Source organism: Pseudomonas citronellolis (genome assembly GCF_900112375.1).
Taxonomy (GTDB): domain Bacteria; phylum Pseudomonadota; class Gammaproteobacteria; order Pseudomonadales; family Pseudomonadaceae; genus Pseudomonas; species Pseudomonas citronellolis.
Map to the genome: position 1 here is coordinate 1 of NZ_FOLS01000019.1, position 22,817 is coordinate 22,817.

The following is a 22,817-nucleotide window of genomic DNA, read 5'->3' on the forward strand; positions in this document are numbered from 1 at the left end:
CGAGGCCTTTTTTAGCAGGTCGTTGTCCTGCTTCAACTGGCGATTCTCGGCCTCCAACTGACGAATCCGCTGCTGCTCGGGTGTCAGCGGCTTACCCACTCCCGCCTGCCCCGACAGCTCGGCTTCGTATTGCTGAACCCAGCGGCGAACTGCCGTCTCTCCCAGGTCCATGTCTCGACAGACCTGCGTAATGCTCAGGCCCTGGTCTTTGATCATCTGGACGACTTGCAGCTTGAAGCTGGCATCGAATGCTCTGCGTTTACGGCTCATGAATGACTCCTCTATTCAGTGGATTTTCCACCTATCGAGGTGTCCGAGGAAATTGAACCACCACAAACACCATGCCCCACGTGAGCCCCCGACCCCCCCTCAAGGCTTCACCCCCTCCAGCAACCCCTCCGCCCGGCGCTCCCCTTCGCCGCTGCCGTTCAGGTCCGTCCCCACCACGCTCAGCACCGCGTAGCCCTGGGTCAGCAGGAAGGCATCCTCCTTGCGCTGGCGTTCGTTCGGCTCGCTCGGCCGCGCCAGGTTCACCCTTGCGCCGTCCTTGTCGCCCTGCACGGCGAAGACGATCGGCGACCAGTCACTGACCGGCGCGTAGACCAGCCCGCGGACCTCGGCGGCCTGGCGCGCCGGGTAGTTGAGGTTCAGCCCCTGGCCCGCCGGCAGGCCCAGCAGGTTCAGCTTGCAGGCGGCCTTGTCCTTGCCGCTGCTGCAGCGTTCGTGGGCGGCGCGGCCGCTGGCCAGGGCGCGGTCGAGCACGCGCACGGCGAGTTGGGCGCTGTCGGCCTGGGCGTCGAGGGTGCGTTGCAGGGCGGCCTTCTGGTCGCGCTGCATCAGCTGCAGGTCGATGGCGGTGGACACGGCCAGGGCCGGCACGCCGCGGCGCATGGCCCAGAGCGCGGCGTTGAGGGTGCCGGACAGCTGGATCAGCGGGCCGGCGTTGTCGCCGAAGTTGCTGCCGGAGACCACCAGGTCCGGCGGGTTGTCCTTGAGCAGCAGGTCGAGGCCGACGTTCACCGCGTCCACCGGGGTGCCGATGGCCATGTTCTTGCCCGCCGGCAGCGCGTAGCCGGCCGGGGCGCCGACGCAGTACTGGCGGTCGGCCAGGCGCTGGATGGCCAGGGCCTGGCCGGGCAGCACCACGCTGGCCGCGCCTATGCCGCTGTTGTCGGTGTCCGGCGCGACCAGGGTGACCTGGTGGCCGGCGGCGCTCAGCGCCTGGTAGACCGCGGCGATGCCCGGCGCGCGGCAGCCGTCGTCGTTGGTCAGGAGGATGTTCAGCGCGCTGGCGTTGCCGGCCAGGCCCAGGCCGGCGAGGGCGATGGCGGTGCGCAGGAGTGGTCGCATGGGGTTTTCCTCGTACAAAAGACCTTCTGCAAAAGACGAAGCCCGCGCGGTTGTCCGCGCGGGCTTCGGGGTGGCCTTACTGGCCGAGCTTACGCATGTTGGCGGCGGTGAAGTAGTTGTCGTCGTACTTGGCGGTGTTCAGTTGCGGCGGCTGTTGCTCGTTGGCCATGCGGTCGGCCAGGTAGGAGCCGGCGATCAGGTCGTGGAACAGCGCGACCCGCGCCTGGTTGACCTGGATGTCGTAGGCGTAGACCGAAGTCTGCATGTTGGTGCGCCACAGCTGGCCGCGGTTGTCGTAGTTGTCGGCCAGGGCGGCGGACCAACTGTCCTCGTCGAGGTACAGGGTGCGCTTGCCGTAGATGTGCCGCGCGCCGGGCTTGAGGGTCGCTTCCACCACCCACACCCGGTGCAGCTCGTAGCGCATGTAGTCCGGGTTGATGTGGTTGGGCGTGAGCAGCTGCGAGTACTTCACGCTCGGGTCGTCGAGCTTGTAGTTGTTGTACGGGATGTAGATTTCCTTCTTGCCGACCAGCTTCCACTCGTAGCGGTCCGGGGCGCCGTTGAACAGGCGGTCCTCGTCGATGGTGCGGAAGCCGCCGGCGCCGGTCGGGGTGTCGTAGCCGACGGTGGGCGCGCGGCGCACCCGGCGCGTGCCGGGCAGGTATTGCCAGCTCTGCCGCGGGCTGGCCACCGGGTCGAAGAACTCGTTGCCGCCGATGATCTCGCCCTTGGAGCGCACCGGCTTCAAGGTGGTGATCATGAAGTGGCTCATGATGCCGCCGTCATAGTTCTGCAGCGAGCCCTTGGGGTCGCACCAGGGCGCGAGGATCTGGTAGTGCACGGTCTGCAGCGCCTGGTTGCCGTTGGAGTAGATCACCGCCTGGTCGTACACCGCCTCCTCGCTGTTGGCGCGGGCCTGCAGGGCGTGGTTCCACATCAGCTCGTAGCCGTTCCGGGGGATGGGGAAGGGCGAGGCGCCGAAGGCGTTGCGCACGGCGTTGCCGCCTTCCACCAGCTCGGCGCTGGTGGCGTTGGCCTTGATGTTGGCCTCGACCTTCTCGTTCATGCGGAAGTCGCGGTGCGAGGGGTAGACGGGCATGCGGAAGGTCGCCGGGTAGCGCTTGAACAGCGCGCGCTCGCCATCGGTGAGGCGGCTGGCGTACTGCTCCATGTTCTGCGCGGTGATGACGAACAGCGGCTTCTCGTCGGCATAGGGATCGGCGTAGCGGTCGCCCGGCGTGTAGTTCACCTGCGGCGGCGCACCGCGCCACTTGCCGCTCCAGGCGGGGATGCTGCCGTCGGCGTTGCCGGCCTTTTCGGCGCCCATGGGCGTCAGGTCCTGGCCGAGGCGCGCGGCCTCTTCAGGGCTGACCTTGGCCTGCGCCTGGCCGCCCAGGCAGGCGAGCCCGGCGGACAGCAGCAGGGGTAGCAGATAGGGTTTGTGGTTCATGGTCTGGCTCCTCCGGCTGGGTCAGAAGCTGTATTTCGCGGTGAGCGAAAGGTTGTCGCGGTCCGCCAGCGTGGTTTCGCTCGGGTTGCCGAGGAACATGTTGTAGCGGGCTTCGAGGGTGAAGTTGTTCAGGTAGCGCCAGGTGGTGCCGACGGCGAAGCGGTCGTCGCCTTCGCCCATGCCGAAGCTGCCGGGCATGGACGAGTTGCCGTTGACCGCCTGGCTGAAGACGATCGGCACGCTCAGGTCCCAGCCGTTGAACACGTTGTTGTAGTCCAGCGACACGCTGAGGGTGTAGCCCCAGGCGGAGCGGTCGTAGTAGAGCTTGTCGGTGTTGGGCGTGGTGATCGGCACGATGCCGCCGGCGGTGGGCACGAAGACGTTGAAGCTGGGCGTCTTGTCGTTGTCCATCACGCGGTTGTAGCCGACCTCGCCGGTGAGGGTGGTGTTGTCGGCGAAGGGCAGGGTGCCGTAGGAGTGGATGAATGACACCAGCGCCTGGGCCACCTTGGCGCGCACCGGTTGCGGCGTCAGGCCGGTGTCGACCAGCACCGGCTGGCCGTCGCGGTAGCTGATCTCGCCGCTGACGTTGGTGTCGCCGAGCATGCTGGAGAAGCTGGCGCCGTACAGGTGGATGTCGTCGTAGAAGCGCGCGCGGTAGGCGCCGGTGTTCCAGTCGGTGAGGAAGTCCAGCTGCGGGCTGTGGTCGCTGAAGCGCAGGTAGTACAGGCCGAACTCGGTGTTGTTCAGCTGCTCCACCGTGTAGGTCAGGGCCGCGCCGTACTGGCCGCCGTTGCCGGGGGTGTCGTCGCCCAGGCGGCGCTGCTGGCCGGTGGAGTCGTTGAAGCCGCCCTCGTCGATGTAGTCGGTGGTGGAGAAGAAGTGCCCGACCGGGGTCAGCTCGTTGCGCTTCCACTGGTACTGGTAGTACAGCTGCAGGCCGAGGTCGTCGGTCAGGCCGTACTGGGCGAACACCTGGCCCACCGGCAGGAACAGCTCCTTGATCTCGATGCCCGGGGTGTTGGCCTTGGTGGCGTCCACCGGGCTCATCGCCCCGGAGATGCCGAAGCCGTTGAACAGGCTCTCGCCCCAGGCCACCACCTGGTTGCCCACCCGCGCGTTGAGGGTGTGGCCGCTCAGGTTCCAGGTGCCGTAGGCGTAGGTGTCGAGCAGGCGCAGGTCGTCGCCGGCCTGGTCGCGGGTGTCGCCGGAGAACTCGTCGGGCTTGGAGCAGCGGCCGCCGGCGAAGCAGTTGGAGGTGCCGGTGTCGTTGTCGTTGCCGCGGTGGTAGACGTCGTCGTAGAAGCCGGTGGCGCGGACGAACAGGCCGTAGTCGTCACGGAAGCGGAAGTCGGCCTCGGTGAGGAAGCTGGCGCGGTTGTTGATGAGGCTGCCGCGGTCGAAGGCGTTGTCGCCGTCGTCGCCGTTGGCGATGGCCGGGTTGGCGCCGCCGTTGGACAGCGCGTGGGCACGCTTCTCGGTACGCCAGGCCAGGCTGTAGCTGACGGTGGTGTCCCAGTTGACCTTGAGGTCATCGTTGAGCTGGTACGACAGCGCCTGCGCCTGGCCGGCCAGGAACAGGCCGGTGGCGCTGATCGCGAGGGCAAGGGGCAACGGCTGGAAGGCGTTTCTTATTCTTGTCATCTCGTCCTCTGCTCGGGCAGGCACGTCCGGCCAGGCCCGGGAACTGTGTTGGCGGGAGGGTGGCGGGGCTGACTATGTGGTCACCCGGCCGCGCCAACATCGTCCGAAGGGACTAAGCCGGCGGGACGTGGGCGGGCCGCTCTGGCGCTAGTCCCATCGGACGATGACCGGCCCCGCGGGCTGCGCGAAGAATCGGCGCTCGAGCGTGGGCGTGGCCCACGCCAGCTCCCGGAGAAAAGCGCATGAACGCAAGGGCGAGCGGCCAGCGGAGCCGCGAGTGGGACCATGAATGCGACGTCCTGGTGGTGGGCAGCGGCGCCGGCGGCATGACCGCCGCGCTGCGTGCCCGCGACCTGGGCCTGGACGTGTTGCTGGTGGAAAAGAGCGACCGCTACGGCGGCACTTCGGCGGTGTCCGGCGGCGGTATCTGGATACCCTGCAACCACCGCATCGCCGCCCTTGGCGGCCAGGATTCGGCGCAGGAAGCGGTGCGCTACATCCGCACGGTCAGCCAGAACGCAGTGGACGACGGCCGCGTCGAGGCCTACGTCGAGCACGGCCGGCGCATGGTCGAATACCTGGAGGCCAACAGCCGGGTGCGCTTCGAGGCGCAACCGGAATACGCCGACTACTACCCCGAGGTGGCCGGCGGCAAGCCGGGCTTCCGCTCCATGGACCCGCTGCCGTTCGACGCCCGCGAGCTGGGCGATGAATTCGTCCGCCTGCGCGCGCCCTCGCCGGGCACCCTGATGATGGGGCGCATTGGCATGACCATGAAGGAAGCGCGGGTGCTGCTGTGCCGCGGCCCCGGCTGGGTCGGCCTGACCCTGCGCATCCTCTGGCGCTACTGGCGCGACCTGGGCGGGCGCCTGCGTTCGCCGCGCGACCGCTTCCTCACCCTGGGCAACGCCCTGGTCGCCGCGCTGCGCCGTTCGCTGCTCGACCGCCGGGTACCGCTGTGGCTGGACACCTCGCTGCAGGCGCTGGTGGAGGAGGGCGGTCGTGTGACTGGCGCCGAACTGCTGCGTGAGGGCCGCACCTTGCGCGTCCACGCAAGACAGGGTGTGGTGATCGCCGCCGGCGGCTTCGAGCGCAACCAGGCGATGCGCAGCCAGTACCACCCGCAACCGTCGCAGGCGCAATGGAGCGCCACCCCGCCGTACAACAGCGGCGACGGCATCCGCGCCGGCCAGGTGCTGGGCGCGGCCACCGCGCTGATGGAGCACAGCTGGTGGGCGCCGACCACCCGCGTCGAGGGCGAGGAGAAGCAGCGCGCGCTGTTCGTCGAACGCACCCTGCCGGGCTGCGTGCTGGTGGACTCCGCCGGCCAGCGCTTCGTCAACGAGGCCGCGCCCTACACCGACATCGTCTACGCCATGTACGCCCACGACAGCGAGCAGGCGCGCAGCGTGCCCTGCTGGATGGTGTTCGACGCCGAATTCCGCCGCAAATACCCCTGCGGCGCGCTGCTGCCCGGCTACGCGCAGCCCGACAACCGCGTGCCGAAGCACCTGCGCAGTTACTACCACAAGGCCGACAGCATCGAGCAACTGGCCGCGCTGATCGGCGTGGACGGCGCCGGCCTCGCGCGCACCCTGGAGCGTTTCAACCGCTACGCGGTGCTGGGCCAGGACCCGGACTTCCACAAGGGCGAGTCGCTGTTCGACCGCTACTACGGCGATCCCCACGTGCTGCCCAACCCCTGCCTGGCGCCGCTGCTGAAGGCACCGTTCTACGCGGTGAAGGTCGATGCCGGCGACATCGGCACCAAGGGCGGCCTGCTCACCGACGTGTACGCCCGCGTGCTGCGCGAGGACGGCAGCGCCATCGACGGCCTCTACGCCATCGGCAACTCCGCCGCCTCGGTGATGGGCGCGACCTATCCCGGCGCCGGCTCCACCCTCGGCCCGGCGATGACCTTCGGCTTCCTCGCCGCCGAACACATCCAGCAGCGGGCCGGGCAGGCCCGCGCCAGCAAGGAGGCACAGCACAATGCCTGATCAGACTCCCCGCATCGCCCTGGTCACCGGCGCCAGCCGTGGCGTCGGCAAGGGCATCGCCGAGGCCCTCGGCGCCGCCGGCATGACCGTCTACGTCAGCGGCCGCTCGCTGCAGTCCGGCGGCGCCACCCTGCGCGGCCAGGTGATGCACGGCAGCATCCACGAGACCGCCGAAGCCATCGACGCGGCCGGCGGCAAGGGCATCGCCGTGCAGTGCGACCACGCCGACGACGCCCAGGTGCGCGCGCTGTTCCAGCGCATCGAGGCCGAGCAGGGGCACCTGGACCTGTTGGTGAACAACGTCGCCTTCATCCACGAGCAACTGATCGACCCGGGCCCGTTCTGGGAGAAGCCGCTGGACCTGGTGGACATCCTCGACGTCGGCCTGCGTTCGGCCTACGTCGCCAGCTACCACGCCGCGCCGCTGCTGCTGAAGGCGCCCGGGGCGCTGGTGGCCTTCGTCTCCTCGTTCGGCGCCGGCTGCTACATGCACGGCCCGGCCTACGGCGCGCAGAAGGCCGGGGTGGACAAGCTGGCGGCGGACATGGCCATCGACTTCGAGCACAGCCGGGTGGCGACGGTCTCCCTGTGGCTGGGCCCGCAACTGACCGAACGCACCGCCATCGCCGGCCAGGCCCGCGCCGAGCAGTACGAGGCCTTCCTGGCCATGGCCGAGACGCCGCAGTTCAATGGGCGGATCATCCAGGCGTTGCTGGATGATCCTGAGCTGATGAAGCTGTCCGGGCAGACGCTGGTCAGTGCAGAGCTGGCGTTGCGTTATGGCATCCGCGAGGCCGATGGCCGCCAGCCGCCGTCGTGGCGCGAGCAACTGGGGGCGCCGCGGGTGCAGCATCCGGCCAGGGTGGTTTGAAGGGGATTGGGAGCGAATGGAGTTACCTGGTGGCTGCTGTGTTTTGGGTTGACTCCGTTCCCTCTCCCCAACCCTCTCCCTGAAGGGAGAGGGGGCTGTCCTGAGCGGTCAGGAGGACAGGCACCATCCTGACACCCCGTCATTCCCGCGAACGCGGAAACCGTAGGGCGTACAACCGTTCGCGGTTGTACGCCGTTACACCCATCTCACCGGCTACGCCATGGTCGAGCCTGGGAGAATGCCGGGTCACGCCAAGCCCGGAATCGAGTGGGCCGGCAGCCAAGGTCAAACGGCGTACAACCGCGAACGGTTGTACGCCCTACGATTCCTGCAACAACGGCTCCAGCAGCGCTTGCATGCTGCGCCAGTGCGAGCCTTCCCAGAACACCCGCTGGCATTGGTCGCAGGCCAGGAAGCGGCTATGCCGCTCGGCTACTTTCGCCGGCACCTTCGGCCGCGCCTGCTCGGCCGGCAGCTCGCGCAGGGGATGGTTACAGCGCAGGCACAGGCTGAACGGCCGCGCGCTGCGCGCCAGGTCCAGCCGTTCGAAGAGTTCGCCCAGTTGCTCCCTCGGCTTGCGCGCGTGCAGGTAGCAGCCACGGCTGATGATCCGCCGCTTGAGTAGTTCGCGGTCGCGGGTGAGCACGATGCGGCCCTGGTGCGCGCCTATCTCGGCGATTTCGCCGTCGTCGAAGGCGTTGTGGTAGAGGGTGTCGAAGCCGCTCATGCGCAGCAGCGCCGCCAGGCCGCCCAGGTGTGCGTCGGCGACGAAGCGCAGCACCCGCAGCGGCCGGGCGCGCACGCGCAGCAACGGGCTGATGTCCAGGCGCTCGAACACCGGGTACACCGCCACGCGGTCGCCGTCGAGCAGGGTGCGCTCGAAGCCCACCGACTCGCCGTTGAGCAGCACCAGCTCGACCTCGGTGTGCGGCACGCCCAGGGCCTCGATCATGTGCTTGACCGTGGCCGCCGGCGGGCAGGCGCAAGCGAACTCGCGCCGGCGGCGGTCGGCGGGGAGGAAGTCGTTTAGCTCTTCGTAGAAGCGGAAGGTGGCGTGGGTCATGCCGGAGAGTATGGCAGGCCGCCGGAAGAAGGACGGGCCTCATGGAGGCCCGTCGAAGGGGAACGATGCCCTTGGCGGTCAGCCGGCCTGCTGCTTGTTGCGGAAGTAGGGGATGACCTTCTCGCCGATGTTCTTCAGCGTTTCCAGCTGCGCCCACTGCGGCACCGTGCCCATCTGGCAGATGAACAGGATCTCGTCGGCGCCGGCGTCGATCAGCCGCTGCACGTAGCCGATGCAGTCGTTGACCGTGCCGTAGGCGTGGTTGGGGTTCATCATCGCCATGCTCGGGTCGGAGAAGTCCACGGTCACTTCCTCGGAGGCGAAGCGCGAGCGGATCACCGCCTGGCCGTTGCCGTCGACGAAGGTGTCGTCCTGCCACTTGGCCGGGTCCGGGCGCTCGCCGCCGGCGTACCAGTAGGCCAGCGATTCCATGAAATAGCGCTGGCCGCGGATGCCGATGGCGCGGGCCTGCTCGTTGTCGTCCAGGACGATGGCCGGGCACAGCGCGGCGATGTGGCGGTTGGGGCGGAAGCCGACCTGGTTCTTCGCCTCACGGGTGTCCCAGGCCTCGTGGTACACGGCGACCTTCTTGGCGATCTCCTCCGGGCCGCCGAAGCCCAGCACCAGCGCGCCCATGCCGCGGCCGCCGGCGTTCTTCAGCGACTCGGTGTTGGTGCAGGCCAGGTACATCGGCGGGTGCGGGGCCTGGTAGGGCTTGGGGTGGATCGGCCGCTTGGGGATCTTCACGAAGTCGCCGTTATGCTCGATCTCGTCCTGCACGAACATCTTCGGGATCAGGTACATGGCCTCGTCGATCTGCGGCTGCAGGGTGGCCAGGTCGTAGCCGAAGGTGCCGGCCTCCTGCTGGGTGCCGCCCTTGCCCACGCCGAAGTGCACGCGGCCGTGGGACAGCAGGTCGAGGGTGGCGATGCGCTCGGCGACCTTCACCGGGTGGTTCATCGCCGGCGGCAGGCAGACCACCCCGTGGCCGATGCCGATGCGCTCGGTCTTGCCGGCGACGAAGGCCAGCATGGTCTCCGGGGCGGACATGTGCGAGTAGTTGGTCAGCGCGGTGTGCTCCACGCACCAGAAGGTGTCGAAGCCCAGCTTGTCGGCCAGCACGGCCTGTTCGACGGTCTCGTCGAAGATGCGGCGGTCGCCTTCGCGGGTGCTGTCCAGCGTCTGCGCTTCGTAGATCAGAGAGAATTTCATGGGGTTCGTCCCTTGTCAGTGTGGCGGGCCGATGGGCTCTGCCTGAAGGCCATGGTCGGGGTTCGCCGGCGCCGCGGAATCGCCCGAACGGACTACGCCGAAACGCCGGTTTGATTCAGGAACGTAGGACGGGTTGAGCGAAGCGATACCCATCGCCGGGGCAGCGGGCTCAACCGATCCTACGAAGCCGTTTCGTCAGAGGAAGAAGTCCGTGGAGTCCGCGCCCATGCTCACGCCGCCGAGGTTCCAGGCGTACTTCGCCGGGCTGTTGGCGACGTGCGCGCGGCCAGTGTGGATGTCGCGGAAGGCGCGGTTGATCGGGTGCTCGCGGAAGATCGTCGAGGCGCCGCTGTTGAACATCAGCGCGCCGGCCGCGCGGGCGCACTTGTCCGCCACCAGGGCCGAGTCGTAGCGCATCTTCACCCGCTCGGGCATGCTCAGGCCCTGGCCGTCGCGGGCGCGCTGCATCATGGTTTCGAAGTTGCGCAGCAGCACGGTGCGGCATTCGTCGACGCAGACCATGGCATCGGCCAGGGCCTGCTGGGCGCCGGGGTCCTGGCCCATCTTGCGGCCGTCGTTGACGCCGACGCGGGCGCGGTTGTGCTCGATGAAGCAGTCCACCGCGCCCTGCAGCGCGCCGATGGCCGAGGACGACACCGCGCGCACGAAGATCTGCCCGAACGGCAGGCGGAACAGCGGTGCCGTGTTCACCGCGTTGCCCGGGCTGTTCTGCATGAAGCCGTCGAGGGCGCGGTGGGTGCGGTGCTCGGGGACGAAGGCGTCTTCCACCAGCACGTCGTGGGAGCCGGTGGCCTCCAGGCCCATCACGTTCCAGTTGTCCAGCACCTGGTAGTCGCTGCGTGGCACCAGGAAGGTGCGGTAGTCCGGCGCGCCGCCCGGCTCGCTCGGCGGTACCAGGGCGCCGAGGAAGGCCCACTGGCAATGCTGGCTGCCGCTGGAGAAGCCCCAGCGCCCGGACAGGCGGAAGCCGCCCTGCACCGGGGTGACCTTGCCCACCGGCATGTAGGAGGAGGAGATCAGCACGCTGGAGTCGGCGCCCCACACGTCCTGGGCGGCGCGGTCGTCGAACAGCGCCAGCTGCCAGTTGTGGATGGCCACCACGCCCAGCACCCAGGCCGAGGACATGCAGCCCTCGGCGAGAGTCATCTGCACCTCGAAGAAGTCCTTCGGCTCCAGCTCGTAGCCTTCCCAGCGCGCCGGCTGGAGGATGCGGAAGAAGCCGGCGTCGTGGAAGTCGCGCAGCGTCTCCTCGGGCAGGCGGCCCTGGCGGGCGGCGTCGGCGGCGCGTTCGCGCAGCACCGGCACCAGTTCGCGGGCGCGCTGGCGCAGGCGCTGGCGGATCAGTTCCTGGTCGAGCATCTTGTTGTTCTCCTGTGATCGCCCCGCGCGGGGGCTGTGCTCGGTCCCCGGCGCTCGGCGGCAGGGGCCTTCGCGGGCATTTGGCAACGCCCGCGCGGCGCCCGCATCCCACAAACGGACCATATGCCGCGGCGCCGGGCCGCCTAGTCCCCTCGGACGATGTTGGGCCACCGGGGCGGCCACAGAATCCATCGCACAACAACGCCTACAGCGAGGCCCCGTGCGATGAACCAGGACGAACTCAAAGCCGACATGCTCCAGGCCATGCGCCGCCTGGCCAAGTCGGTGACCATCATCACCACCAGCGATGGCCGCGAGCGTTTCGCCATGTCCGCCACGGCGGTGGATTCGCTGTCCACCGAGCCGCCGTCGCTGCTGATCTGCGTGAACAAGACCGCCTCGCTGCACCGCGTGCTGGAGGCCGGCGCCGACTTCTGCGTGAACATCCTCGGCCAGGAGCAGGAGCACCTGTCGCACCTGTGCAGCGGCCCGGTGAAGGGCGAGGGGCGCTTCGCCAGCGGCGACTGGCGCGCCGCCGAATGCGGCGTGCCCTACCTGGCCGACGCCCAGGCCAGCGTGATCTGCGAGCAGGACGGGCGCTTCGCCTACGGCACCCACACGGTGTTCATCGGGCGCATCCGCGAGATCCGCCACAGCCCGCGGATCACCCCGCTGATCTACGTGAACGGCACCTACACCACCGCCGTCGCCGTGCAGGCGCCGAGCGTGGCGGCGGCGGGTTGACCGGCATGGCCGCCACCCAGCCGATCGCCCCGCTGCGCCTGGCCGAGGGCGCGCCGCCGCAGTGGCACGCCGAGACCGACCTGCTGGTGGTCGGTTTCGGCGGCGCCGGCGCCTGCGCCGCCCTGGAAGCGCGCGAGCGCGGCCTGCAGGTGCTGGCGCTGGACCGCTTCACCGGCGGCGGCGCCACCGCCCGCAGCGGCGGGGTGGTCTATGCCGGCGGTGGCACGCCGCAGCAGCGGCAGGCCGGCTATGCCGACGACGCGCAGGCCATGTTCAGCTACCTGCGCGAGGAGGTCGGCGACGTGGTGCAGGCCGAGACCCTGCGCGACTTCTGCCAGCGCAGCGTCGAGCAGCTGGCCTGGCTGGAACGCCAGGGCGCGCGCTACGAGGCCAGCGTGCCGCCGCAAAAGACTTCCTATCCCAGCGACCGCTACTACCTCTATTACTCCGGCAACGAAGCCGTGCCGGCCTACGCCAGCCTGGCCAGGCCGGCGCCGCGTGGCCATCGCACCAAGGGCCGTGGCATGTCCGGCGCCGCGCTGTTCGGCGCCTTGCGCGCGGCGGCACGGGCCAAGGACGTGCAGCTCTATAGCCAGTGCGAAGTACGCCGCCTGGTGCAGGACGCCAGCGGCGCGGTGGTCGGCGTCGAGGCCTGGCGCCTGCCGCCGGGCAGCGCCGCGGCGCGCCGCCATGCCTGGCTGGGGCGCCTGGCCACGGCCATCCATCCCTACGCGCCGCCGCTGGCCGAGCGCCTGACCGCCGCGCTGCAGCGTATCGAACAGCGCCACGCTCAGCCGATCCTGCTGCGCGCGCGCAAGGGTGTGTTGCTCAGCGCCGGCGGCTTCATCTTCAACCGCGCGATGCTCGCCGAGCACGCGCCGCGCTACCTGGCCGGGCTGCCCCTGGGCACGCCGGGCTGCGACGGCAGCGGCATCCGCCTGGGCCTGGGCGTCGGCGCGGCCGCGCAGCACCTGGACAAGGTCAGCGCCTGGCGCTTCATCAACCCGCCGCTGGCCTGGGCCCGCGGGGTGATCGTCAACGCCGAGGGCGAGCGTTACTGCAACGAGGAGGTGTATGGCGCCAAGCTTGGCCACGCCATGGTGGAAGAGCAGGGCGGCCGCGCCATCCTGGTGCTGGACCGCAACCTGCTGCGCGAGTCCGTGCGCCAGGTCGGGCCGGGCAAGGTATGGTCGTTCCAGCGCCTGCCGGTGCTGCTCAACCTGCTGTTCAACCGCCGCCGCGGCGATACCCCGGAACAACTGGCCCAGGCCCTGGGCATGCCGCCGGCGAACCTGCGCCGGACCCTGGAGGAATACGGCCGGGCGGCGCGCGGCGAGCACACCGACGCCTTCGGCAAGTCGCCGGCGATGCTCGCCGACCTCGACGACGGGCCCTGGTACGCGCTGGACCTGTCCTTCGACAGCAAGCTGTACCCCTGTCCGGCCATCACCCTCGGCGGGCTGCGCGTGTGCGAGCGCAGCGGCCGCGTGCTGGACGCCACCGGGCAGCCCATCGCCGGGCTCTACAGCGCCGGGCGCAATGCCGTGGGCATCGCTTCCAACCTCTACGTGTCGGGCCTGTCCATCGCCGACTGCGTGTATTCCGGCCGCCGCGCCGCCGCCCACGCGGCAGCGCAGGCGCACGCCGCCACCCCCGAAACCGCCTGAAGGAAAACAAGCATGAACCGAGTACAAGGCAAGGTCTGCATCGTCACCGGCGCGGCCAGCGGCATCGGCCGCGAGGACGCCCTGCTGCTGGCCGCGGAGGGCGCCCGCGTGGTGCTCAGCGACCTCAACGAGGAAGCCGGCCGCGCCCTGGCCGCCGAGATCGGCGAGCAGGCGCTGTTCATCCGCCACGACATCGCCAGCGAAAGCGACTGGCAGCACGTGGTGAAGACCACCCTGGAGCGCTTCGGCCGCCTCGACGTGCTGGTCAACAACGCCGCCATCCTGGCCATGGCCAGCATCGAGGACACCAGCCTGGAGCTGTGGCGCAAGGTGCAGACCATCAACGGCGAGGGCTACTTCCTCGGCTGCAAGTACGCCATCGCGGCGATGAAGGAAAGCGGCGGCGGCTCCATCGTCAACATGTCCTCGGTGGCGGCCCTGGGCGGCATGCCGGCCTTCTGCGCCTACTCCGCGTCCAAGGGCGCGGTGGCGGCCATGACCCGCTCCATCGCCCTGCACTGCAAGCAGCAGGGCTACCGCATCCGCTGCAACAGCGTGCACCCGGACGGCGTCAACACCCCCATGACCCAGGCCCTGGCCGGCGGCCAGCCGATCCCGCAGGAAGTGCTCGACGCCGACCCCATGAACCGCATGTGCGCCCCGCGGGACATCGCCAGCGTGGTGCTGTTCCTCGCCTCGGACGAGTCGCGCTTCATCAACGGCGCCGAGATCCGCGTGGACAACGCCCAGCTGATCAGCGGCATCTGAACGGAGCATGGCGATGGGCAGTGCGCAGACCCTGGCGCCGCAGGCGCCGACTGCCGGCGGCAGCTTCCGCCTGGCGGTCGCCGAGGTGATCGAGGAAACCGCCGACGCGCGCTCGCTGGTGCTGCGCGTGCCGGCGGAACTGGCCGGGCGTTTCCACTACCGCGCCGGGCAGTTCCTCGGCTTCCGCGTGCTGGTCGACGGCAAGCGCCTGAGCCGCTGCTATTCCATGTCCAGCACCCCGGGCCTGGACGACGCGCTGCGGGTCACCGTCAAGCGCGTCGCCGGCGGCCGGGTGTCGAACTGGATGAACGACAGCGTGCGCGCCGGCGACGAGCTGGAGGTACTGCCGCCGGCCGGGCACTTCCACCTGTGCAGCGACGAGCGCGACCTGCTGCTGTTCGGCGGCGGCTCGGGCATCACCCCGGTGTTCTCCATCCTGCGCGAGGCGCTGGCCCACCGCGCCTGTCGCATCCGCCTGGTGTACGCCAACCGCGACACGGCCTCGGTGATCTTCCGCGAGGCCCTGCGCGAGCTGGTGCGCGAATACGGCGAGCGGCTGCAGGTGATCCATGTGCTGGACGAGCTGCAGGGCTTTCTCGCCGCCAGCGACGTGCGCCACCTGCTGCGCGGCTGGGAACATGCCGAATGCTTCATCTGCGGGCCGGGGCAGTTCATGGACACGGTGGAAGGCACCCTGCTGCAGGCCGGCATCGAGCCGGGGCGCATCCACGTCGAGCGCTTCGTCTCGCCGCCGGATGCGGACGAGCAGGCGGCCGTGGAACTGCCCGATGACGGTGCCTGCGTGGAAAGCCTGGTGGTGGCCCTGGACGGCGCCGAGCACCAGGTGCCCTGCTCGCCGGGCGAGACGCTGCTGGAAAGCTGCCGCAAGGCCGGGCTGGCGCCGCCGGCCTCCTGCGAGGAAGGCTACTGCGGCGCCTGCATGTGCAAGGTGGAGCAGGGCGAGGTGCTGCTGCCGCGCAACGATGTGCTCAGCGCCGCCGAGCTGGCCGAGGGCTGGACCCTCGCCTGCCAGGGCCGCGCCGGCAGCCGCGAGGTGCGGGTGCGCTTCCCGGATTGAAAAGTGGTCGTTCTCGAGTGTGGGGCTGTGCCGCCCCGTTGCAGCCCGGCTTCGGCCGGGCTTTTTTTCAGGGCGCCGGCGGGTTGAGCCGGGTGTCCAGGGCGAAGGCCTCCTGGCTGACCAGCTCGTAGGCGCCCTTGGCCAGGACCGGGCTGAGTAGCAGGTTCCAGCCGTGCGGCACCACCGCCGAGGGGATGAGGACGAACGGGTGGGCGGCGAGCAGTTCGTTGCCGAACACCTGCTGGCCGTGGCTGGGGATGCCGGGCACCAGCCAGTTGCGGTTCGGCAGGCTGCCCGGCTCCACGCGCAGCACCCGGGCGGGGTCGAGGATGCGTGCGCAGGTCAGCACGTGGGGCACCCGGTCCAGCGCGGGGAAGCCCTTGTGCACCGCTACCTCGAGAATGGCCGTGGCGGCGTCCGCGCTGGCGTACACGGCGCGCACGCCCTTGGAGTTCCAGCGCCCGCCGGCCAGTTCGGCGCCGATGCCGCTGTCCCAGCCGTCGGCATGTTCGCGCCGGTCCAGGCGCCAGAGGTACAGCTCGCCGGTCCCTGGCAGTGGCTGCATCAGTAGACCCCGTAGTCCAGGCGGGTGAGGAAGTCGTCCACCAGTTCGAAGCCGACCTGGGTGGTCAGCAGGTCGACCGGCGCATGGCCTTCCAGGCCCAGGGCCGGGGCCATCAGCCAGTCCACCGCGGCGCGGCGCGAGCCCAGCACTTCCTCGGCGCGGCTGAGCACCTTGGCCAGGCGCCAGGCGCTGCTGCTCTGCTCGGCGGACAGCGGCTCGGGATGCTTGAGGCGGCGCTGCAGGGTGCGCTCGGACATGCCGATGAGCTTGATGAAGGCCTGCCGGTCCAGCTCCATGGATTCGGCGAAGGCGATCACCACGTCCGACGGCAGGCCGCGCTCGATCATCTCGTGCACCTCGAACACGCTGCTGGCGTGCGGCCCCTTGTCACCGTAGAGCAGGCGCAGCGGCTGGTCCGGGTCCTGGGGGAGGCGATAGCGGTTGTCGTTGCCGAGGCTCATGGCGCGGGCACTCCTGGTTTTTGCCATATGGCGGAAAGTTACCGCCATGTGGCGAAAATAGCCAGCGCCCTTCGCCGAACGGTCGCCGCCCCTTGCGTGCCGGCTAGTCCCATCGGACGATCTCCGGCCGCCGGGGCCCCGCTAGACTCCGGCGCACGGCAAACCGACAACAACAAGCAGAGGTGTGCGAATGAATCGACTGCAAGGCAAGGTCGCGGTGGTCACCGGCGCGGCATCGGGAATCGGACTGGCCTGCGCCCGCTGCTTCGCCGAAGAGGGCGCGCAGGTGGTGGGGCTGGACGTGGGCCAGGCGCCGGCGGAGTTCCCCGGGCTGTTCATGGCCCTGGACGTGCGCGACGAAGCCAACGTGCAGCAGGTGATGGGCGAGGTCGTCGCGCGCCACGGCCGCCTCGACGTGCTGGTCAACGCCGCCGGCGTGGCCAGCCAGGGCAGCGTCACCAGCTCGCCCACCAGCGAATGGCAGCGGGTGCTGGACATCAACCTCACCGGCAGCATGCTCACCAGCAAGCACGCCCTGCCGCAGATGGTCGCCCAGCGCGGCGGCTCGATCATCAACATCGGCTCGATCTTCGGCCTGCAGGGCTGCGACGGCAACACCGCCTACAACGTGGCCAAGGGCGGCATCAACCAACTGACGCGCTCCATGGCCATCGACTACGGCCACGCCAACGTGCGCGTCAACGGCCTCTGCCCGGGACTGATCGAGACGCCGATGACGCAGATGGTCCGCGAGCAGGAGGCCTTCCACGCCTTCTTCGCCTCGCAGCACATGCTGTGCCGCGCCGGGCAGCCGGAGGAGGTGGCCAAGGTCGCGCTGTTCCTGGCCTCGGACGACGCCTCTTTCGTCAGCGGGCAGATGATCGCCGTCGACGGCGGCTTCTCCGCCGGCCGCCGCTTCGCCCCGCCGCAGGCCTGAGCCTGCCGCCAGCGGGCCGGCGGCGCGCCGGCCCTTTTCCGCTTTCGCTCGCGAGTTACCCGCCATGACCCCTGTGCTCTGCGCCCCGACCATTCCCCAGCTGTTGGCCGCCGCGGCGGCGGCCCATGGCGACCAGCCGGCCATCGAGGACGGCGCCACCCACCTGAGCTACCGCCAGCTCGACGGCCTGCGCCGCCGCGCCGCGCGGGCGCTGCTGGCGCTGGGCGTCGGCCATGGCGAGCGGGTGGCATTGTGGGCGCCGAACCTCTGGGAATGGATAGTCGCGGCCACCGCGCTGCAGAGCGTGGGCGCCGTGCTGGTGCCGCTGAACACCCGCATGAAGGGCGCCGAGGCCGGCCTGGTGCTGCGCGAAAGCGGCGCCAGCGCGCTGTTCGTCATCGGCGAATTCCTCGGCACCGACTACCCGGCGCAGCTCGCCGGCGAAGCGCTGCCGGCGCTGCGTCACCGGGTGATACTGCGCGGCGAGCGCGACGGCTGCCTGGGCTGGGAGGCCTTCCTGGCCCTGGCCGGGCAGGTGAGCGAGGCGCAGCTGGAGGAGCGCGAGGCGACGCTGACCGCCGAGGACCTGTGCGACCTGCTGTTCACCTCCGGCACCACCGGCAAGCCCAAGGGCGTGATGACCGCCCACGGCCAGAACCTGCGCCTGGTGCGCGACTGGAGCGAGATGGTCGGCCTGCGCCAGGGTGATCGCTACCTGATCGTCAACCCGTTCTTCCACAGCTTCGGCTACAAGGCCGGCTGGCTGGCGGCGCTGATGCGCGGCTGCTGCATCCTGCCGCAGCCGGTGTTCGACGTGCCGCTGCTGCTGCAGCGCATCGAGCGCGAGCGCGTCACCGTGCTGCCCGGCCCGCCGACTCTCTATCAATCGCTGCTGGCCCATCCGCAGCGCGGCGAGCATGACCTGGGCTCCCTGCGCGTGGCCGTCACCGGCGCCGCCTCGGTGCCGGTGGAGATGGTCCGGCGCATGCGCAGCGAACTGGGCTTCCAGACCATAGTCACCGCCTACGGCCTCACCGAGACCTGCGGCTTCGTCACCATCTGCCGCCCCGGCGACGACGCAGAAACCATCGCCACTACCAGCGGGCGTGCCTTCCCCGAAGTGGAAGTGCGCTGCGTGGACGCCCACGGCCAATCGGTGCCGGCGGGCCAGGCGGGCGAGGTGGTGGTGCGCGGCTACAACCTGATGCACGGCTACTTCAACAACCCCGAGGCCACCGCCGAGGCGATAGACGCCGAGGGCTGGCTGCACACGGGCGACGTCGGCGTGCTCGACGAGCGCGGCTACCTGCGCATCACCGACCGCCTCAAGGACATGTTCATCAACGGCGGCTTCAACGTGTACCCGGCGGAGATCGAGCAGGCCATCCTGGCCTACCCGGGCGTGGCCCAGGCGGCGGTGATCGGCATCCCCGACGAGCGCCTGGGCGAGGTGGCCATGGCCTTCCTGCTGCCGGCCCCGGGCCAGGCGATAGACCTCGACGCCTTCCTCGCCTGGTGCCGCGAGCGCATGGCCAACTACAAGGCGCCCCGCCGTGCCATGGTGCTGGATGCGCTGCCGCTGAATGCCGCGGGGAAGGTGACCAAGGCGGCGTTGCGGGAGATGGCGTTGGGGTAGGTCGTTCCCATGTAGGAGCGCGCCCTGCGCGCGAATCGCGGGCAGGGCCCGCTCCTACGGTGGTGCTTCCCTGTAGGAGCAACGTCTTGCCGGCTGCGCCGGGGCGCTTTTCGTAGGATGGGTTGAGCCTTGGCGAAACCCATGCGGTCGTGGTGATGGGTATCGCTTCGCTCAACGCCATCCTACGAAAAGCCGTGCTCCCTGGAACCGTAGGAGCGGACTCTGTCCGCGATTCTCGGCTGTTGGCTGGAATATCGGTGCCAGGCCTGAGAGCCCCTCTCCCCAGCCCTCGGCTGCGCGCCCCGCCCTGAAGGGAGAGGGGGCTAGTCCGTGCCGAGAGAGGGCAAGGTTTCTGCCGGATATCACCGTGCTTGCCGGCGAGCGTCGAGATAACCGCGCATGCCCAACGGTCCCCTCTCCCTTCAGGGAGAGGGTTAGGGAGAGGGCGCTCTAGAGCCCAACACCCAAAGCCCCAGGCACACACCATTCGCGAGCAAGCTCGCTCCTACGAAAAACAAAGGCCCGCTCCCCGGGCAGGGAGCGGGCCTCGGCATCCCACCAAACCTACCCCCTCAACAACACCTCCACGATCCGCTCCGCCGCCGCTTCCGCCGACTCGACCCGCGTATCGACGTGGATGTCCGGCGCCTCCGGCGCCTCGTAGGGCGAGTCGATCCCCGTGAAGTTCTTCAGCTCCCCGCGCCGGGCCTTCTGGTACAGCCCCTTGGGATCGCGCTGCTCCGCCAGGCTCAGCGGCGCATCGACGAAGATCTCCAGGAAGTTGCCTTCGCCGGCCAGCGCCCGGGCCATGTCGCGTTCGGCGCGGAACGGCGAGATGAACGAGACCAGGGTGATCAGCCCGGCATCGAGCATCAGTTTCGCCACCTCCGCCACCCGGCGGATGTTCTCCACCCGGTCGGCCTCGGTGAAGCCCAGGTCGCGGTTCAGGCCGTGGCGCACGTTGTCGCCGTCGAGCAGGTAGGTGTGCCTGCCCAGGGCGTGCAGCCGGCGTTCCACCAGGTTGGCGATGGTCGACTTGCCGGCCCCGGACAGCCCGGTGAACCACAGCACCCGAGGCGCCTGGCCCTTCAGTGCGGAATGCGCGTCACGGTTCACGTCGATGGCCTGCCAGTGCACGTTCTGCGCGCGGCGCAGGGCGAAGTGCAGCATGCCGGCGCCCACCGTGCGGTTGCTCAGCCGGTCGATGACGATGAAGCCGCCGGTGTCGCGGTTGTCGGCGTAGGCATCGAAGGCGATGGGGCGGTCCAGGTCGAGGTTGCACACGCCGATCTCGTTCAACTCCAGGGTGCGCGCGGCCAGGTGCTCCAGGCTGTTCACGTCGACCCGGTGCTTGAGGGCGGTGCAGCTCATGCCCAGGGTGCGGGTGCCGATCTTCATCAGGTAGGGGCGGCCCGGCAGCAGGGCGTCCTCGTCCATCCACACCAGGGTGGCCTCGAACTGGTCGGCCACCTCCGGCGGGGCGTCGGCCAGGGCGATGAGGTCGCCGCGGCTGATGTCGATCTCGTCTTCCAGGGTGAGGGTCACCGCCTGGCCGCAGACCGCCTCTTGCTGCTCGCCGGCGGCACCGAGGATGCCGCTGACCACGCTGGTCTTGCCCGAGGGCAGGGCGCGGATGCGCTCGCCGACGCGGATGCTGCCGGCGGCGATGTTGCCGCTGTAGCCGCGGAAGTCCAGGTTCGGCCGGTTCACCCACTGCACCGGTAGGCGGAAGGGGGTGCTGCTCTGCCGCGACTCCTCCAGGGGCACGCTTTCCAGGTATTGCAGCAGGCTCGGGCCCTGGTACCAGGGCGTGTTCGGGCTGGGTTCGAGCATGTTGTCGCCGCACAGCGCCGAGAGCGGGATGCACTGGATGTCGCCCAGGCCGATCTGCGCGGCGAAGGCACGGTAGTCGCGCTCGATGCGCTCGAACACTTCCTGGGAGTAGCCCATCAGGTCCAGCTTGTTCACCGCCAGCACCACCTTGCGGATGCCCAGCAGCGACACCAGGTAGCTGTGCCGGCGCGTCTGCACCAGCAGGCCCTGGCGGGCGTCGACCAGGATCACCGCGAGGTCGGCGGTGGAGGCGCCGGTGACCATGTTGCGGGTGTACTGCTCGTGGCCGGGGGTGTCGGCGACGATGAACTTGCGCTGGTCGGTGGCGAAGAAGCGGTAGGCCACGTCAATGGTGATGCCCTGTTCGCGCTCGGCGGCCAGGCCGTCCACCAGCAGGGCGAAGTCCAGTGCCTCGCCCTGGGTGCCGAGCTTCTTCGAGTCGGCCTCCAGCTGGCCGAGCTGGTCCTCGAACAGCACCTTGGATTCGTAGAGCAGGCGGCCGATCAGCGTGCTCTTGCCGTCGTCGACGCTGCCGCAGGTGATGAAGCGCAGCAGCTGCTTGTGCTGCTGTTGTTCCAGGTAGGGGCGCAGGTCGTCGCCCAGGGCCGCGGGAATGGCGTTCATCAGAAGTACCCCTCTTGTTTCTTCTTCTCCATGGAGCCGGCCGAGTCGCTGTCGATCAGCCGGCCCTGGCGTTCGGAGGTGCGGCTGACGAGCATCTCGCGGATGATCGCCGGCAGGTCGTCGGCGTCGCTGTCGATGGCGCCGGTCAGCGGGTAGCAGCCCAGGGTGCGGAAGCGCACCTTGCGCAGCTCCGGGGTTTCCCCGGCGCGCAGCGGCAGGCGCGGGTCGTCGACCATGATCAGGGTGCCGTCGCGGCGCACCACCGGGCGCTCGGCGGCGAAGTACAGCGGCACGATGGGGATCTGTTCCAGGTAGATGTATTGCCAGATGTCCAGCTCGGTCCAGTTCGACAGCGGGAACACCCGCAGGCTCTCGCCCTTGCGCTTGCGCGTGTTGTACAGGCGCCAGAGTTCCGGGCGCTGCTGCTTGGGGTCCCAGCGGTGCTGCTCGGAGCGGATCGAGAACACCCGCTCCTTGGCCCGCGACTTCTCCTCGTCGCGCCGCGCGCCGCCGAAGGCCGCGTCGAAGCCGTACTGGTCCAGCGCCTGCTTCAGGCCCTGGGTCTTCCACACGTCGGTGTGCAGCGCCGAGCCGTGGTCGAACGGGTTGATGCCGCGCGCCAGGCCTTCCGGGTTCACGTGCACCAGCAGCTCCAGGCCCAGGCGCCGCGCGGTCGCATCGCGGAAGGCGATCATCTCGCGGAACTTCCAGGTGGTGTCCACGTGCAGCAGGGGGAAGGGCGGCTTGCCGGGGGCGAAGGCCTTCATCGCCAGGCGCAGCATCACCGCGCTGTCCTTGCCGATGGAGTAGAGCATCACCGGGTTTTCGCACTCGGCCACCACTTCGCGGATGATCTGGATGCTTTCCGCTTCCAGCCATTGCAGATGAGTCAACATCGGTTACCTCCTCGTGTTCGGCCGGACTTCTCTCCGGCATGGCGCCACGGTAGGTAATGCGCCGTCGCGGCTTCTTCGTCCGAGCAGACGAAAAAACCGCGACGGCCCGTTTCAGCCCTCCGCCCCGTGCAACGCCTCGGCGTGGGTCTTCAGCGCCAGGGCCACGGCGTCGAAGCCCTGCTTGACCCAGGCGCCGTGGTTGGCCATGACCGCATCGGCGGTGGCGCCGAGGAACTGGTCGGTGGTGTGGTAGCGGCAGCTCTGCGGGCCGGTCTTCTCGATGAGCTGCTCGCGGCGCGCGGCGTCCGGGTTGCCGGCGCTGGCGTGCATCTCCCAGGCCAGCAGGTACGGCGGCTCGAAACTGGCGAGCTGCTCGACCACGTGCAGCAGCTCGCCGGGGCGGGAAGGATCGGGCAGGAACAGGTTCACCGGCTCGCCCAGGCGCAGGCTCGACTCGACCTTGACGGTGTAGGGGTTCCACTGCGGGTAGCGGGGCAGGTCGACCAGCACCGACCAGACCAGTTCGGCCGGCGCTGCGATGTCCACGGTCAGCGAGCGGACCAGGTTCTTCTGCGTACTCATGGGTGTGCTCCAGGTGCGTGCGCCGCACCGCGCGGCGCGCTCGCCCCGATGCTCGG

Annotated in this window: 20 protein-coding genes; 8 read left to right on the forward strand and 12 right to left on the reverse strand. The window is 69.5% G+C overall.

Going from position 1 to position 22,817, the window contains the following annotated elements:
• The 4 genes from BM060_RS18180 to BM060_RS18195 all read right to left on the reverse strand — a co-directional run.
• Positions 1–270 (reverse strand): transposase (locus BM060_RS18180; protein ID WP_143096597.1); only part of this gene is annotated, 270 nt, incomplete at its 3' end.
• A 99-nt stretch (positions 271–369) separates the two neighbouring features.
• A complete protein-coding gene (gene surE / locus BM060_RS18185) occupies positions 370–1,350 on the reverse strand; it encodes a 5'/3'-nucleotidase SurE (RefSeq protein WP_074981619.1) in 981 nt (326 codons plus the stop codon).
• Positions 1,351–1,426: 76 nt separating this feature from the next.
• Complete coding sequence (locus BM060_RS18190) at positions 1,427–2,800, reverse strand: DUF1329 domain-containing protein (RefSeq protein ID WP_074981621.1); 1,374 nt, start codon at positions 2,798–2,800, stop codon at positions 1,427–1,429.
• Between the two features lie 21 nt (positions 2,801–2,821).
• Entirely contained in the window at positions 2,822–4,444 is a 1,623-nt protein-coding gene (locus BM060_RS18195) for a DUF1302 domain-containing protein (RefSeq protein ID WP_083426794.1), read from the reverse strand.
• Between the two features lie 242 nt (positions 4,445–4,686).
• Between BM060_RS18195 and BM060_RS18200 the strand changes: the two genes are divergently transcribed.
• Together BM060_RS18200 and BM060_RS18205 are read left to right on the forward strand one after the other, a co-directional pair.
• Positions 4,687–6,444, forward strand: a complete 1,758-nt coding sequence (locus BM060_RS18200; protein WP_074981623.1) for an FAD-dependent oxidoreductase — start codon at positions 4,687–4,689, stop codon at positions 6,442–6,444.
• Positions 6,437–7,315: an SDR family NAD(P)-dependent oxidoreductase gene (locus BM060_RS18205; protein ID WP_074981625.1), complete on the forward strand. Its 879-nt coding sequence runs from the start codon at positions 6,437–6,439 to the stop codon at positions 7,313–7,315. Before BM060_RS18200 ends, BM060_RS18205 begins: the two co-directional genes overlap by 8 nt.
• A 319-nt stretch (positions 7,316–7,634) precedes the next feature.
• Here BM060_RS18205 and BM060_RS18210 read toward each other — a convergent pair whose 3' ends face one another.
• From BM060_RS18210 to BM060_RS18220, 3 genes are all read right to left on the reverse strand, one after another.
• Positions 7,635–8,378 carry a Mut7-C RNAse domain-containing protein gene (locus tag BM060_RS18210; protein ID WP_074981627.1) on the reverse strand — a complete coding sequence of 248 codons (744 nt, stop codon included), beginning with the start codon at positions 8,376–8,378 and terminating at the stop codon, positions 7,635–7,637.
• Between the two features lie 78 nt (positions 8,379–8,456).
• A complete protein-coding gene (locus BM060_RS18215) occupies positions 8,457–9,590 on the reverse strand; it encodes an LLM class flavin-dependent oxidoreductase (RefSeq protein ID WP_074981629.1) in 1,134 nt (377 codons plus the stop codon).
• 195 nt (positions 9,591–9,785) lie between these two features.
• A complete protein-coding gene (locus BM060_RS18220) occupies positions 9,786–10,970 on the reverse strand; it encodes an acyl-CoA dehydrogenase family protein (protein WP_074981631.1) in 1,185 nt (394 codons plus the stop codon).
• Between the two features lie 225 nt (positions 10,971–11,195).
• On the opposite strand from BM060_RS18220, the gene BM060_RS18225 reads away from it, so the two are divergent.
• The 4 genes from BM060_RS18225 to BM060_RS18240 are packed head-to-tail and all read left to right on the forward strand — an operon-like array spanning position 11,196 to position 15,227.
• Positions 11,196–11,714: a flavin reductase family protein gene (locus BM060_RS18225; protein WP_074981633.1), complete on the forward strand. Its 519-nt coding sequence runs from the start codon at positions 11,196–11,198 to the stop codon at positions 11,712–11,714.
• A 5-nt stretch (positions 11,715–11,719) separates the two neighbouring features.
• Complete coding sequence (locus BM060_RS18230; RefSeq protein ID WP_074981635.1) at positions 11,720–13,381, forward strand: FAD-binding protein; 1,662 nt, start codon at positions 11,720–11,722, stop codon at positions 13,379–13,381.
• 12 nt (positions 13,382–13,393) lie between these two features.
• The gene (locus BM060_RS18235; protein ID WP_074981637.1) at positions 13,394–14,149 is read left to right on the forward strand and encodes a glucose 1-dehydrogenase; all 756 of its coding nucleotides are present in this window, start codon (positions 13,394–13,396) and stop codon (positions 14,147–14,149) included.
• A 13-nt stretch (positions 14,150–14,162) separates the two neighbouring features.
• Positions 14,163–15,227, forward strand: a complete 1,065-nt coding sequence (locus BM060_RS18240; protein WP_074981639.1) for a ferredoxin--NADP reductase — start codon at positions 14,163–14,165, stop codon at positions 15,225–15,227.
• A 67-nt stretch (positions 15,228–15,294) separates the two neighbouring features.
• On the opposite strand, the gene BM060_RS18245 is transcribed toward BM060_RS18240, so the two are convergent.
• Both BM060_RS18245 and BM060_RS18250 read right to left on the reverse strand, forming a co-directional pair.
• A complete protein-coding gene (locus BM060_RS18245) occupies positions 15,295–15,792 on the reverse strand; it encodes an RES family NAD+ phosphorylase (RefSeq protein WP_074981641.1) in 498 nt (165 codons plus the stop codon).
• A complete protein-coding gene (locus BM060_RS18250) occupies positions 15,792–16,253 on the reverse strand; it encodes an Xre family toxin-antitoxin system antitoxin (protein ID WP_074981643.1) in 462 nt (153 codons plus the stop codon). Before BM060_RS18250 ends, BM060_RS18245 begins: the two co-directional genes overlap by 1 nt.
• A gap of 190 nt (positions 16,254–16,443) precedes the next feature.
• On the opposite strand from BM060_RS18250, the gene BM060_RS18255 reads away from it, so the two are divergent.
• Positions 16,444–17,190 carry an SDR family NAD(P)-dependent oxidoreductase gene (locus BM060_RS18255; RefSeq protein WP_074981645.1) on the forward strand — a complete coding sequence of 249 codons (747 nt, stop codon included), beginning with the start codon at positions 16,444–16,446 and terminating at the stop codon, positions 17,188–17,190.
• A gap of 64 nt (positions 17,191–17,254) precedes the next feature.
• On the forward strand, positions 17,255–18,826 hold the full coding sequence (locus BM060_RS18260) for a FadD3 family acyl-CoA ligase (RefSeq protein ID WP_074981647.1): 1,572 nt from the start codon (positions 17,255–17,257) through the stop codon (positions 18,824–18,826).
• A gap of 564 nt (positions 18,827–19,390) precedes the next feature.
• Here the strand turns inward: BM060_RS18260 and cysN are convergent.
• The 3 genes from cysN to BM060_RS18275 form a co-directional block, all read right to left on the reverse strand.
• Positions 19,391–21,283 carry a sulfate adenylyltransferase subunit CysN gene (gene cysN / locus BM060_RS18265; RefSeq protein ID WP_074981649.1) on the reverse strand — a complete coding sequence of 631 codons (1,893 nt, stop codon included), beginning with the start codon at positions 21,281–21,283 and terminating at the stop codon, positions 19,391–19,393.
• Positions 21,283–22,179: a sulfate adenylyltransferase subunit CysD gene (gene cysD / locus BM060_RS18270; protein ID WP_074981652.1), complete on the reverse strand. Its 897-nt coding sequence runs from the start codon at positions 22,177–22,179 to the stop codon at positions 21,283–21,285. Before cysD ends, cysN begins: the two co-directional genes overlap by 1 nt.
• Before the next feature lie 111 nt (positions 22,180–22,290).
• Complete coding sequence (locus BM060_RS18275) at positions 22,291–22,761, reverse strand: SRPBCC domain-containing protein (protein WP_074981654.1); 471 nt, start codon at positions 22,759–22,761, stop codon at positions 22,291–22,293.
• Positions 22,762–22,817: the final 56 nt, after the last annotated feature.

What these genes read in the sequence shown, in the direction of transcription:
- BM060_RS18255 (WP_074981645.1), top strand. Translation starts at nt 16,444, where the DNA reads ATGAATCGACTGCAAGGCAAGGTCGCGGTGGTCACCGGCGCGGCATCG.
- BM060_RS18275 (WP_074981654.1), bottom strand. Translation starts at nt 22,761, where the DNA reads ATGAGTACGCAGAAGAACCTGGTCCGCTCGCTGACCGTGGACATCGCA.
- BM060_RS18210 (WP_074981627.1), bottom strand. Translation starts at nt 8,378, where the DNA reads ATGACCCACGCCACCTTCCGCTTCTACGAAGAGCTAAACGACTTCCTC.
- cysN (WP_074981649.1), bottom strand. Translation starts at nt 21,283, where the DNA reads ATGAACGCCATTCCCGCGGCCCTGGGCGACGACCTGCGCCCCTACCTG.
- BM060_RS18240 (WP_074981639.1), top strand. Translation starts at nt 14,163, where the DNA reads ATGGGCAGTGCGCAGACCCTGGCGCCGCAGGCGCCGACTGCCGGCGGC.
- BM060_RS18235 (WP_074981637.1), top strand. Translation starts at nt 13,394, where the DNA reads ATGAACCGAGTACAAGGCAAGGTCTGCATCGTCACCGGCGCGGCCAGC.
- cysD (WP_074981652.1), bottom strand. Translation starts at nt 22,179, where the DNA reads ATGTTGACTCATCTGCAATGGCTGGAAGCGGAAAGCATCCAGATCATC.
- surE (WP_074981619.1), bottom strand. Translation starts at nt 1,350, where the DNA reads ATGCGACCACTCCTGCGCACCGCCATCGCCCTCGCCGGCCTGGGCCTG.
- BM060_RS18260 (WP_074981647.1), top strand. Translation starts at nt 17,255, where the DNA reads ATGACCCCTGTGCTCTGCGCCCCGACCATTCCCCAGCTGTTGGCCGCC.
- BM060_RS18250 (WP_074981643.1), bottom strand. Translation starts at nt 16,253, where the DNA reads ATGAGCCTCGGCAACGACAACCGCTATCGCCTCCCCCAGGACCCGGAC.
- BM060_RS18245 (WP_074981641.1), bottom strand. Translation starts at nt 15,792, where the DNA reads ATGCAGCCACTGCCAGGGACCGGCGAGCTGTACCTCTGGCGCCTGGAC.
- BM060_RS18220 (WP_074981631.1), bottom strand. Translation starts at nt 10,970, where the DNA reads ATGCTCGACCAGGAACTGATCCGCCAGCGCCTGCGCCAGCGCGCCCGC.
- BM060_RS18205 (WP_074981625.1), top strand. Translation starts at nt 6,437, where the DNA reads ATGCCTGATCAGACTCCCCGCATCGCCCTGGTCACCGGCGCCAGCCGT.
- BM060_RS18200 (WP_074981623.1), top strand. Translation starts at nt 4,687, where the DNA reads ATGAACGCAAGGGCGAGCGGCCAGCGGAGCCGCGAGTGGGACCATGAA.
- BM060_RS18190 (WP_074981621.1), bottom strand. Translation starts at nt 2,800, where the DNA reads ATGAACCACAAACCCTATCTGCTACCCCTGCTGCTGTCCGCCGGGCTC.
- BM060_RS18215 (WP_074981629.1), bottom strand. Translation starts at nt 9,590, where the DNA reads ATGAAATTCTCTCTGATCTACGAAGCGCAGACGCTGGACAGCACCCGC.
- BM060_RS18225 (WP_074981633.1), top strand. Translation starts at nt 11,196, where the DNA reads ATGAACCAGGACGAACTCAAAGCCGACATGCTCCAGGCCATGCGCCGC.
- BM060_RS18230 (WP_074981635.1), top strand. Translation starts at nt 11,720, where the DNA reads ATGGCCGCCACCCAGCCGATCGCCCCGCTGCGCCTGGCCGAGGGCGCG.
- BM060_RS18195 (WP_083426794.1), bottom strand. Translation starts at nt 4,444, where the DNA reads ATGACAAGAATAAGAAACGCCTTCCAGCCGTTGCCCCTTGCCCTCGCG.